At 71.2% G+C, this 11590-nt stretch carries 8 protein-coding genes; 4 read left to right on the top strand and 4 right to left on the bottom strand.

Annotated features, from left to right (window positions below):
• Together D7V93_RS26360 and D7V93_RS26355 are read right to left on the bottom strand one after the other, a co-directional pair.
• On the bottom strand, positions 1–973 hold a 973-nt coding region (locus D7V93_RS26360; protein WP_120646025.1), incomplete at its 3' end, for a PHP domain-containing protein.
• A gap of 178 nt (positions 974–1151) precedes the next feature.
• Positions 1152–1997, bottom strand: coding sequence for an alpha/beta fold hydrolase (locus D7V93_RS26355; RefSeq protein ID WP_120646024.1), 846 nt, complete (start codon positions 1995–1997; stop codon positions 1152–1154).
• 124 nt (positions 1998–2121) lie between these two features.
• On the opposite strand from D7V93_RS26355, the gene D7V93_RS26350 reads away from it, so the two are divergent.
• The 4 genes from D7V93_RS26350 (at position 2122) to D7V93_RS26335 (ending at position 9762) form a co-directional block, all read left to right on the top strand.
• A complete protein-coding gene (locus D7V93_RS26350) occupies positions 2122–2622 on the top strand; it encodes an NfeD family protein (protein WP_120646023.1) in 501 nt (166 codons plus the stop codon).
• Positions 2613–3713 (top strand): SPFH domain-containing protein, encoded by a 1101-nt coding sequence (locus D7V93_RS26345; RefSeq protein WP_120646022.1) that lies wholly within the window; start codon positions 2613–2615, stop codon positions 3711–3713. Before D7V93_RS26350 ends, D7V93_RS26345 begins: the two co-directional genes overlap by 10 nt.
• Before the next feature lie 273 nt (positions 3714–3986).
• The gene (locus D7V93_RS26340) at positions 3987–5489 is read left to right on the top strand and encodes an ATP-binding cassette domain-containing protein (protein WP_120646021.1); all 1503 of its coding nucleotides are present in this window, start codon (positions 3987–3989) and stop codon (positions 5487–5489) included.
• A 286-nt stretch (positions 5490–5775) separates the two neighbouring features.
• The gene (locus tag D7V93_RS26335; RefSeq protein WP_158623859.1) at positions 5776–9762 is read left to right on the top strand and encodes a CARDB domain-containing protein; all 3987 of its coding nucleotides are present in this window, start codon (positions 5776–5778) and stop codon (positions 9760–9762) included.
• A gap of 88 nt (positions 9763–9850) precedes the next feature.
• Here the strand turns inward: D7V93_RS26335 and D7V93_RS26330 are convergent, their stop codons facing one another.
• Complete coding sequence (locus tag D7V93_RS26330) at positions 9851–10831, bottom strand: NAD-dependent epimerase/dehydratase family protein (RefSeq protein ID WP_120646019.1); 981 nt, start codon at positions 10829–10831, stop codon at positions 9851–9853.
• 43 nt (positions 10832–10874) lie between these two features.
• Entirely contained in the window at positions 10875–11375 is a 501-nt protein-coding gene (locus D7V93_RS26325) for a hypothetical protein (protein WP_244237518.1), read from the bottom strand.
• Between the last annotated feature and the right edge of the window lie 215 nt (positions 11376–11590).

The raw sequence follows: 11590 nt of genomic DNA, 5'->3' as shown, positions 1-11590 counted from the left end.
GGATGCCCCGCCCCCGCGCGAACACCACGATGTCCCACAGCGCCAGGAAGTACCCCGCGAAGTCCAACGCCGCGATGAGCCGCAGCTCATGTTCTATCTGCCGCGTCACCTCCGGCGGCACGCCCGCCGGGTAGCGCGTGCGCAGGCCCGCTTCCGTCAGCGTCCGCAGGTGCTCGTTCACCGTGCGGCCCTCGGGCAGGTCCTCCTCCGGGAAGTGGTAGTGCAGCGAATCCAGCGAGGCCTCGCAGCGCGAGGCCAGCTCCACCGTGCGCTCCAGCGCGTCCGGCCGATCCGCGAACAGCCGCGCCATGTCCCCGGGCGACTTCAACGTCCGCTCCGCGTTCGGGAACAGCCGCGTGCCCGCCTGATCCACCGTCACCCCGTGGCGGATGGCGGTGAGCACGTCCTGCAGCGGCTGCCGCTCCCGGTGGTGCGTGTGCACGTCGTTGTGGACCACCAGCGGCACGCCCAGCGCCCGGGCCAGCGCCTCCGCCCGGGCCTCCCGGGCCGCGTCCCCCGCCGACAGCGAGCGGCTCAGGCCCACGTGGAAGCCGCCCGGAAAAGCCTCCGCCAACGGGGCCACCGCCTCCAGCGCCGCGGGGCCCGGCAGGAGCGCGAGCAGCCCCGACGCGTGCTCCGCCAGCTTGCGCCAGGGCAGGCCCGCCTCACCCTTGGGGTGCGTCATCCGGCTGTGGGACACCAGCCGGCACAGGTTCGCGTACCCGCCCGCGTCGCGGGCGTACACCACCACCGGCGGACCGTCCTCCAGCGTCAGCTCCGCGCCCAGGAGCAGCTTCACCCCATGCTCCTTCGCCGCGAGGTGCGCCTTTACCGCGCCGTACAGCCCGTCCCCATCCGTGAGCGCCAGCGCGGACAGGCCCAGCCGCGCCGCCGCCGCCACCAGCTCCTCGGGATGGGACGCACCGCGCAAAAAAGAGAAGTGGGACCGGCACACCAGCTCGGCGTAGCTCACGCCGGATCAGGATACTGAGCGGGCGTTCAGGCGCTAGATTGGATCTGCGTTCAGCAAGAGGGGGACTTCATGGGTTGTCCCAGGCCAGGGCCAGGGCTTTCGAGCACGCCGGGCGGCCACGGCAATCACAATGCAGATCGGAGCACCCCAGGGTGGCAATGATTGCCCTCGCCCCGGGTCAATGGACCGTGCACGCCCGGGCTTCCGCCCAGGAGGGCATCCGCATCGTTTCCAGGAAACGGACCAGCGCTGCGTTGACCGCTTCGGGCTGCTCCAGGATGCACATGTGCCCGCCACAGGGCAGCGTCACGAGCCGGGAGTCCTGGATGCGCTGGTGCAGCCGGGCCGCTGCCTCCGGCACCGTCACCAGGTCCTCGTCCCCCACCATCACCAGCGTCGGCGTCACGATGCGGTGCAGCTCCCCCTCCACGCTGCGGCGGTGGATGACCCCCTGCATGGCGCGCCACACCTCGCGCGGGTTGTCCACGAGCTGCCGCCGCAGCGACGCGCGCTCCGCCTCCCGCTCCGGATCCCGCATGAACGTGCGCCCGAAGTAGAGCGACATGATGCGGTCCACCACCGGCCGCACCCCCAGCCAGTGCGTCAGCGTCGTCAACAGCCGGTAGCGCGCCAGCGTCAGCGGCAGCTCCGCCGCCGCCGAGGAGTCCAGGAGCGACAGCGAGCGCAAGAGCTCCGGATGGCGCGCGGCCACCCGCAGCCCCACGAAGCCCCCCATGGACTGCCCCACGAAGTGACAGGGCGCGAGCCCCAGGGCCTGGATGACGGCCACCGCGTCCTCGTACACCGTGCGCAGGTCGATGGGCGAGCCGCCAGGCGGGGGCTCGCTGTGGCCCTGCCCCCGGTGGTCGTACACGATGCAGCGGTAGCGTCCTCGCAGGGCCGACACCTGCTCGCGGAACAGGCGGGAGTCCCAGAGCAACCCGTGGCTGAAGAGGACCGGCTCGCCCGTTCCGCCGGTGTCTTCGTAGTACAGTCGGGTGCCACGGATGGACAGGTACGGCATGGGCTTCCCTTCGGGGAGGGGACCACGAGGTCCTCGCCCGCAACCCCCCCGCCGTGCGATTGCTTCCTGACGCCCGGCCGCCCGGTTTGACAGGAAGCCGAAGCGGCTGCCAAACAAGGACCCCATGGACCCCACCGCCTGGCAGCTCTGGTTGATTGCCGCGATCGTCCTGGGAGCGATGGAGATCAAGCTCTCCGGCTTCGTGACGCTCTGGTTCGCCCTGGGCGCCCTGATGGCGTCCCTCATCGCCGGCGCGGGCGTGGGACTCGACGGTCAGCTCGTCATGTTCACCCTGGTGTCAACGGCCCTCTTCGGCGCGTCCCGCACGATCTTCAAACACGTTTTCATGCGGGACGCCGTGCGTTTGAAGACGGGCATCGAGGCGATGCTGGGCCAGGAGGCCGTGGTGATGGAGGCGCTGTCCGACCCGCACGGGGGCACCGTGCGCATCAACGGCGAGCTGTGGATGGCGCGCTCCCTTTCGGGCCCCCTGCCCGAGGGCGAGCGCGTCACCGTGGAACAGATTGAAGGACTCAAGTTGTGGGTGCGGCGCCCGTCGGCGTCTCACGAGGTCTCGCTGCACCAACCGCAGCGCAAGAAGAAGGAGACTGTAGGATGGGACTGACCATTGTTCTGCTCGTCGCGGCGGTCGCCGTCGTGTTCGCGCTCGCCACCGGTGTTCGCATCGTTCCCCAGGCCAAGGTCATGGTCGTGGAGCGGCTGGGGAAGTTCCACCACGTGGCCTCCAGCGGCCTCAACATCCTCATTCCCTTCATGGACAGCCCCCGCGCCATGGAGATGCGCACCGGCGTCCGCATCGTGCGCAACACGCTGGTGGACCTGCGCGAGCAGGTCATGGGCTTCGAGACCGTCCAGGTCATCACCCATGACAACGTCAACATGGAGGTCGGCTCGGTCATCTACTACCAGATCGTCGATCCGGGCCGCGCGCTCTACCAGGTGGAGAACCTAGCGCTCGCCATCGAGCAGCTCACGATGACGAACCTGCGCAACGTCATGGGCGGCCTCACCCTGGACCAGACGCTGACCAGCCGCGAGACGGTCAACACCAAGCTGCGCATGGTGCTGGACGAGGCCACGGAGAAGTGGGGCGTCAAGGTCACCCGCGTGGAGCTGCGCGAGATTGAGCCGCCCCAGGCCATCAAGGCCGCCATGGCCAAGCAGATGACCGCCGAGCGCGAGCGCCGCGCCGAGGTCACCAAGGCCGAGGGCGACAAGTCCGCCGCCATCCTCCAGGCCGAGGGCGAGAAGATCTCCCGCATCCTGCGCGCCGAGGCCGAGCGCGACGCGGAGATCGCCCGCGCCGAGGGCCACAAGCGCGCCGTCATGCTGGAGGCCGAGGGCAAGGCCGAGGCCACCCGCCTCACCTTCGAGGCCATCCACACGGGCCGCGCCACCCCGGAGGTGCTCGCGCTGCGCTACCTGGAGACCCTCCAGGAGCTGGGCAAGGGCGACAACAAGATGTTCGTCCCCTACGAGGCCACCGCCGCGCTGGGCACCCTGTCCATGCTCAAGGACGTCTTCGGCGGCGAGAGCGCGCCGCCCCCCGCGCCCGAGGCCCCGCGGCTGCCGGCCCGCGCCCCGTCCGCCTCCGCGCTGAGCGCCCAGGCGCTGGCGCGCAACGCCGCCGCGGCCGCCACCGCGCCCATGCCGGCCACCCGCCGCGTGCAGCCGCCCGCCCCTTCGGACGAGTAGGCATCCCAAGGGAATCGTTGTCAGGGCACCGACGTTCCAGACGTCGGTGCCCGCCGTCAGGGCGCATCAGGGCTTGCACTCCGTCCGGGCCCTGTCGCATCTTGCATCCGTTGCATCCGTCGTCCCCGCGGGAGGTCGTCACAGGACTTCCCCCACACGAGGTCAGCACACCCTTGAAGCTGCACGCCTGAAACCCCGGTCCCTGGCAGTACCCCGCCGCCGCGCGTCCTGATGGGCGTGTGCGCTGGCTTCCGGATTCAGGAGTCGCTTCAAATGCCCTCGTCCTCCCTTCGCGCGCACAGCGTCAGCTTTTCGTTCATTGATGCCATCCCCGTCCTCACCGACGTGGACTTCCACCTCGCCCCGGGCTGGACGGGCCTCGTCGGCCCCAACGGCGCCGGCAAGTCCACCCTCCTGCGCCTGCTGTCCGGGGAGCTGACGCCCACGTCGGGACAGCTCTCCTTCGACCCGCCCTCGCCCCTGGTGTGCCTGTGTCCCCAGGGCGTGGAGGCCCTCACGCCCGACATCGCCGCGTTCGCGGAGGCCTGGGATGCCCTGGCGCGCAGGCTCCGTGGACAGCTGGGCCTGGACGTCACCGCGCTGTCGCGCTGGCCCACGCTGTCGCCGGGGGAGCGCAAGCGCTGGCAGGTGGGCGCGGCGCTCGCCCGCGAGCCGGACGTGTTGCTGCTGGATGAACCCACCAACCACCTGGACGCCGAAGGGCGCGCGTGGCTTGCGTCCGCGCTGCGCCGCTTCCGGGGCATTGGCGTCGTCGTGTCCCATGACCGGGAGCTCCTGGAGCTGCTCACCCAGGGCACCCTGCGCGTGCACGGTGGAAGCGCGAAGCTGTACCCCGGGGCCTACTCCGCCGCGCGAGGCCACTGGGAGGCGGAGCGCGAGGCCGAGGTCGCTGCCCACCAGCAGACGAAGGCGGAGCGGGACCGGGCCGCGCAGCTGCTCGACCGGGCCCGGCGCGACCAGCAGGGCGCCACCCTGTCGCGCAGCACCGGGCGGCGGATGAAGAACAAGTACGACAGCGACGCGCGCACCCTCGGGGCCTCCACGCTCGCGAGCTGGGCGGAGAGCCGCCTGGGCCACCAGGTCACCGTGAAGCGCCGCGAGTTGGAGCGCGCCGAGGCCGCCGTGGGCACCTTCACCGTGGACAAGACCGTGGGCCGCTCCGTGTTCGTGGACTACGTGCGATCACCCAACCCGTGGATCTTCACGCTCGACACGCCGGGCCTGAAGGCCGGGGACGTGGAGGTGCTGGGCCCCACGCGCCTGGACGTGGACCGCGAGGCGCGCATCCGCATCGAGGGCCCCAACGGCGCCGGCAAGACGACGCTGCTGCGCGCCCTGCTGGAACAGGCGCGCGTGCCCCGCGACAAGCTGCTGTACCTGCCGCAGGATCTAGGTGAGGCCGAGGCCCGCGCCACGCTCGACGCGGTGCGCGCGCTGCCCCCCGAGGAGCGCGGACGGGTGCTGTCCCTGGTGGCCGCGCTGGGCGTGGATCCGCACCGGCTGCTCGCGTCCGAACAGCCGTCCCCGGGGGAGGCGCGCAAGCTCTTCATCGCCCGCGGCCTGGGCCAGCACGCGTGGGCCCTGGTGCTGGACGAACCCACCAACCACCTGGACCTGCCGTCCATCGAACGGCTGGAGGCGGCGCTGCGCGACTACCCCGGCGCGCTGCTGCTCGTCACCCACGACGCCCCCTTCGCCCGCGCGTGCACCACCACGCGGTGGTTCGTCGCGAACGGACACGTCGAGGTGAGCTGATTTCCCAGGAAATGGGAAAAACAGACCGCCATTTTCAGCTGGGATTGTTTGAATTTAACACCAGCAGCGCCGTCCAGGCTTCCCCTTGAAGTCACGGAAGCGCCGCTCCGGGCACGGCGGGCGGCGCTTCCTGGCAGTCCACACCCACCCCCAAGGAGTACACATGCTACGGCCATCGCCGTCATGGAGACGCTCGTGTCTGCTCATCGCAGGCACGCTGGTATTCACCGGCTGCGGAGGAGACGCCCCGTCCGAGGCGGCCCTCGAGAAAAGCCAGACATATCCATTGAATCAGGGTCCGGACCTGGTCATCACCGACCTGAAGGGGCCTGCCAGCGTTCGCACGGGCGACCCCTTCACCGTCACCGCCCGGGTCTGCAACCGGGGCACCGCGCCCGCTTCTCCCAGCGGCACCCTGGCCCTCCAGGTTTACCTGTCCACGACGGCCACCCAGCAGGTGCCCGTGCCTGGTGCGCCCCCCTCCACCCAGCAGGTGATGGTGGGCCAGGTGACGCTGGGAATGCCGCTGGAGCCCGAGCAGTGCGTCACCCCCACCCTGTCGGTCATCGCGACCCGGCCTTCCGCCTCGCCTCCGGACGGAGCGCTCTACCTGGGCGCCAGTGTGGACACGAACAAGGTCGTGGCGGAGCTGAACGAAGCCAACAACGGCCTCGTCAGCGGCCTGATGGGCGTGGGCAACCAGCCCGACCTCGTGATCTCCGAGGTGAAGGCGCCCGCCAGCGCGCGGCTCGGGGAGACCTTCCCCGTGACGCTGCGCGCCTGCAACGTGGGGACTTCGTGGGCGTCGTCCTCCACCCTGAGTCTGTACGTCTCCACCCTGGCCACGCTGACCCCGCCGGCTCCGGGCTCACCCCTGCCGACGACGCTCGCGCGGGTGGGTGACGTGTCCGTGCCTTCGCTGGATGCGGGCGCGTGCCTCACGTTCCCGACGCAGGCGTCCGCCGTTCGTCCGCCCGCGGCCACCGCGCCCGAGCAGCCGCTGTACCTGGGCGCCTTCATCGACCCGGCGCGCAGCCTCACTGAGCTGCGTGAGGACAACAACGCGAGCGTCGCGGGTCGCCTGGGCGTCGGCAACCAGCCCGACCTGGTGGTCACCGACGTGACGGGCCCGGACAGCCTGCGCCCGGGCGCGCCGTTCTCCGCGTCCGTGAAGGTGTGCAACGTGGGCACCGAGTCCGCCTTCAGCCCGCGCGCGGAGCTGTTCCTGTCCACGCAGGCCACGCTGTCCACGGGACCGACGAACCCCGGCTCCCAGACGGAGGCGCTCATCGGTTCGACGCAGGGGATGCAGCTCGACGCCGGACGGTGCACCACGCTGCCCGTGCAGGGCAACGCGGTCCCGCCCCCGGCCGCCCTTCCGAACACGCCGCTCTACCTGGGCGCGCGCGTGGACGGGATGCTTCAGATCACGGAGCTGCGCGAGGACAACAACACCTTCGTGAAGGGGCTCGTCGGCATGGGCTCCGGCCCGGACCTGGTGGTCCGCTCGCTGAAGGCGCCCGCCAACACGCGCCCTGGTGGGCCGTTCACCGTCGAGGCGAAGGTCTGCAACGTGGGCACCGAGATGTCCAACTCCACCCGCGTGGAGCTGTTCGTGGCCACGGAGAACCCGGTGGTGTTCCCGTCGCAGTACGGCCCCCTCGCCACGCGCACCCAGGTGCCCGCGGGCGGGTTGGAGGTGCCGTCGCTGTCGGCCGGTGGGTGTGTGATCCGGTCGGTGTCCGCGATGGCGCAGCTGCCTCCGGATGCCCTGCCGAACCAGCCCCTGTACCTGGGGGCCGCCGTCGACACGCAGCGAAACACCCCGGAGCTGCGCGAGGACAACAACACCTTCACGTCCGGGCAGCTGGGCCTGGGGTACGACGCGGACCTGATCATCAGCGAGCTCAAGGCCCCCGCGAGCCTGCCGGACGGCCAGTCCTTCGCCGCGACCTACACGGTCTGCAACCAGGGACCGGGCTCCACGAGCGGCTTCGGGATCTCGCTGTTCCTGTCGTCTGAAGCCGCGCCGCCCGCGTCGCCTTCCCCGCCGTACGGGATGCCGTATCCCCCCGGCTACGCCTTCCTGGGCCGGTCGGAGTCCTCCCTCTCCGTGCAGCCCGGACAGTGCCTTTCGCAGCGGTCCACCTTCAACGCCGTGCGTCCGCCGAACTCGCCGCCGGATCAGCCCCTGTACCTGAGCGCCATCGTCAACACGTCGCCCACCGAGCTGAGGCAGGACAACAATGGCTTCGCGGCGGGACGCGTGGGTGTGGGTCAGGGAGCGGACCTCGTGGTCACCGAGGTCAAGGCGCCCGCCAGCGCACGGTCCGGCTCCACGTTCACCACCTCCGTTCGCGTCTGCAACGTGGGCACCCAGCCGTCGTCCAGCTCCCTCGTGGAGGTGTACCTGTCGTCCGAGCCCACGCTGGTCGTGACGATCCCCCCGGGCCCCAACTCCTCGCGGGTGTTCGTCAACGGCGTGCCGGTGCCCTCGCTGGGCGCCGGGGCGTGCATCACGCGGGAGCTCACCGGGCAGTCCGTCTGGCCTCCCAACATGTCGCCCCAGCAGCCGGTGTACGTGGGCGCCATCGTCGACCCGGGGTCGAGCCAGCTGGAGCTGCGCGAGGACAACAACGCGCTCGTGGGCGGCGTGATGAGCGTGGCCAACGGACCGGATCTGGTCGTCACCTCGCTGGACGCTCCCGCCAGCATCACCCCGGGCAGTGCCTTCTCCGCTTCCCCGCGCGTCTGCAACGTGGGCACCGACCCCTCGTCCTCCACGGACGTGGCGATCGTCCTGTCCACGGACGACACCTGGAGCCTGCCGGTCGCGGGGTCGCCACCGCCCCCGTTCTCCAACTCCAGCCAGGCGAACGTCGGCATCCTTCCGGTTCCGCCCCTCCAGCCCGGCCAGTGCGCGGCTCCCTTCGGGACGATCACCTCCTACGGACCGCCGGCGTCGCTGCCGGATCAGCCGCTGTACGTGGGCGCCACCGTGGATCCCTTCATGTCCCGGTCCGAGCTGCGCGAGGACAACAACGTCTTCGTGAAGGGGCGCATCGGCTATGGCTACGGCCCTGACCTGGTCGTCACCGGGGTGACGGGCCCCGCCAGTGTCATGCCGGGGCAGTCCTTCACCGCCACCGTCACCGTCTGCAACCAGGGCGCGCAGCCCGCCTACCAGGGGACGCGCGTGGACCTGTACGTGCTGACGACCTCCACGGTGCCCATGCCGCCGCCGGGCATGCCGCCGAGCCCCTCGCTGTCGGCGGGTTGGATCACGCTCGACACGTTGGAGCCGAACACCTGCGTCTCCACGCCGGTGCCCGCGAACCTGAACGTCGCCGGACCCACGGACTTCCTGCCGTTCTCCCTGGGCGCTTCCGTCGACACGTTCCAGTTCATCCAGGAGGTGCGGGAGGACAACAACACGTTCGTGGGCCCGCGCATCGGCGTGGGGAGCGGACCGGACCTCGTCATCACGTCCATGGGCGGGCCGGCCAGCGTCGTGTCCGGCGGCTCGATGCGCATTCCCGTGACCATCTGCAACCAGGGACAGTCGCCCTCCCCGGCGCAGCCCCTGGAGGTCGTCCTCTCCACCGAGTCCGTCCTGCCGGAGCCGTCCTCCTCGGGGATGGGCATGGGGATGTCCTCCACCGTGTCCCGGCTGGGCCTCCTGGATGTCCCGCCCCTGCAGCCGAACGCGTGCGCCACGCGCGAGGAGTCCTTCTCCGCGTATCCGCCGTCCGCGGCCACTCCGGAGACGCCCCTCTACCTGGGCGCCGTCCTGCCCGTGGCCGGTTCGATGCCCGGACAGGAGCTGCGCACGGACAACAACACCTTCGTGCGCGGCCGCATCGGCGTGGGATCCAATCCGGACCTGATCATCACGGAGGTCACCGCGCCGTTCTCCGTGCGCAACGGCGACCTGTTCACCACCACCGTGAAGGTCTGCAACCAGGGCACCACCCCCACGGGCATGAGCACGGGCCGGCTGGAGCTGTTCGTCTCCACCCAGCCCGTCCTGGAGTTCCCGTCGGGCCCCGGCATGTCCTCGTCCCAGGTGTCCCTGGGGTTCCTGGAGCTGGGGGTGCTGCAGCCCCAGCAGTGCACGACGCGCCAGCTCACCACGCGCGCCATCACCCCGGTCAACTCTCCGGGCTCCGGGCTGTTCTACATCGGCGCGCTCGTGGACTCGCAGCGGACGGTGATGGAGCTGCGCGAGGACAACAACGCCTTCGTGCAGGGCTTCCTCGCGGTGATGCTGTAGCCGTCGCACGCCGACGGTAGGACTTCCAGCGGGCGTCGGCCGGGGCCATCAGGTGCCCCGGGCGACGCCCGTCGTCGTTTCCCGTCATTCAGCGTCCGGCGGGCGCGTGCGTCCACTCGCGGTACCACGCCACCAGCCGGGTCACGCCCTCGTCCACGGACACGCGGGGCCGGAAGCCCGTCTCGTGCTCCAGCCGGGAGGGGTCCGCCCAGGTGGAGGCCATCTCCGCGGCTCCCGCGGGCACGGACGTCACGCGGGCCTTCGCGCCCCAGTGCCGCTCCAGCAGGGCCACGAAGTCCCCCAGCGCCACCGGCTCGCCGTGCCCCACGTTGAGCAGGCGCTGGGGCGGGCTTCCCGAGGGAGGCCGGTCGAGCACCCGCAGCACGGCCTCCGCCACGTCGTCCACGTAGGTGAAGTCCCGCCGCATCCGCCCCTCGGCGTGCAGCACCAGGGGCTCTCCTCGCGCCAGCGCGCGCAGGAACAGGAGCGGCGCCATGTCCGGACGTCCCCAGGGGCCATACACCGTGAAGAAGCGCAGGCCGCTGGTGGGCAGCCGGTGCAGGTGGCTGTACGCGTGCGCCATCAGCTCGTTGGCGCGCTTGGTGGCGCCGTAGAGGTTGAGCGGCTGATCCACGGGGGCGTCCTCGCGGAACGGGGCGGGCGTGGCCGCGCCGTACACGGAGCTGGAGGACGCATAGACGAGGTGCGCGACCTTCGCCTCGCGGCAGCCCTCCAGCACCCGCACGAAGCCCGTCACGTTGGTGTCCGCGTACGCCGGGGCCTCCGCGTCCGGGGCCCGCACGCCCACGCGCGCCGCCAGGTGCACCACGCCTTCGGGGCGCGCGAGCGCGAACGCTTCCCTCATCCGGTCAGCATCGGTGAGGTCGCCCGCGAGGAAGGTGAAGCCGCGCGTGCCGGACAGCCTCGCGAGCCGGGAGCGCCGCAGCGCCACGTCCCCGGGGGCCCGGTCCAACGCGTCCAGCCCCAGCACGGAGTCACCGCGCACGAGCAGCCGCTCGCAGACGTGGGCGCCGATGAAGCCCGCCGCGCCCGTCACCAGGATCCGCATGCCCCCCTCTTCGCGCGCTCGGACAGGGCCCGGGGGGAGGCCCTCACGGCACCACCTGCACGGCGTCGATGACGGCGCGGCGCAGGAACGAGTTCCAGTCCGTCTGGGCCTGGTAGACGCTGACAGTGGGCGAGGAGCGGAAGGTGTCCGTCCACAGCACCTGCCCCGCGGGGTCCACCACGCCCACGCGCAGCACGACGTCCACCCGGCCCAGCACCGCCGCGCCCGACGTGTCCAGCCAGTCCAGGATGACCACCACGCCGGCCTCGGCCTTGTTCTGCTGGATGAAGGACGCCACCTCGTCGGTGAGGGGCACCGGGGCCTGGGACTGGCGCGTGGCCAGCACCTCGAAGCCGCGCTCAGCGAGCACGGCCTCCGCCTGGCGCGCGATGACCGTGCGCGGGTTGCTCTCCCCAATCAGGTCCTGGCGGAACGAGCCGGACGGCAGCACGTCCACGCGCGAGCCCGCCACCACCACCACCTTGCGGATGCTCCCCGCCGGGCGTACCTGCGGGGCGGCGCAGGCCGTGAAGACGAGAGACATGAGGAGGACGCAGAGGATTCGGGCGGGGCGCATCCCCCAACGCTAGGCCACAAGCGTCAACGCCTCCACCCGGACCGCACCCGCCAGCCCCTCAATCGAACAACCCTTGCAGGTAGAAGTCCCCGTCCCGTGCGTCCCGGAACACCCAGGCGGGCCCCAGCCCCTCGAAGTGCACGCGGTAGTAATCCCGCGCGTAGGGCGTGTCCGTCCACCAC

Origin of the sequence: Corallococcus llansteffanensis, assembly GCF_003612055.1 — a bacterium.
In the GTDB taxonomy this organism is placed as follows: domain Bacteria; phylum Myxococcota; class Myxococcia; order Myxococcales; family Myxococcaceae; genus Corallococcus; species Corallococcus llansteffanensis.
Note: the sequence above shows the minus strand (reverse complement) of the source record. Positions and strands in the feature narration are given on the sequence as shown.

Bases quoted from the DNA above. Each gene is read 5' to 3' on its own strand.
- D7V93_RS26325 (WP_244237518.1), bottom strand. From the start codon at position 11,375: ATGTCTCTCGTCTTCACGGCCTGCGCCGCCCCGCAGGTACGCCCGGCG.
- D7V93_RS26350 (WP_120646023.1), top strand. From the start codon at position 2,122: ATGGACCCCACCGCCTGGCAGCTCTGGTTGATTGCCGCGATCGTCCTG.
- D7V93_RS26345 (WP_120646022.1), top strand. From the start codon at position 2,613: ATGGGACTGACCATTGTTCTGCTCGTCGCGGCGGTCGCCGTCGTGTTC.
- D7V93_RS26330 (WP_120646019.1), bottom strand. From the start codon at position 10,831: ATGCGGATCCTGGTGACGGGCGCGGCGGGCTTCATCGGCGCCCACGTC.
- D7V93_RS26355 (WP_120646024.1), bottom strand. From the start codon at position 1,997: ATGCCGTACCTGTCCATCCGTGGCACCCGACTGTACTACGAAGACACC.
- D7V93_RS26340 (WP_120646021.1), top strand. From the start codon at position 3,987: ATGCCCTCGTCCTCCCTTCGCGCGCACAGCGTCAGCTTTTCGTTCATT.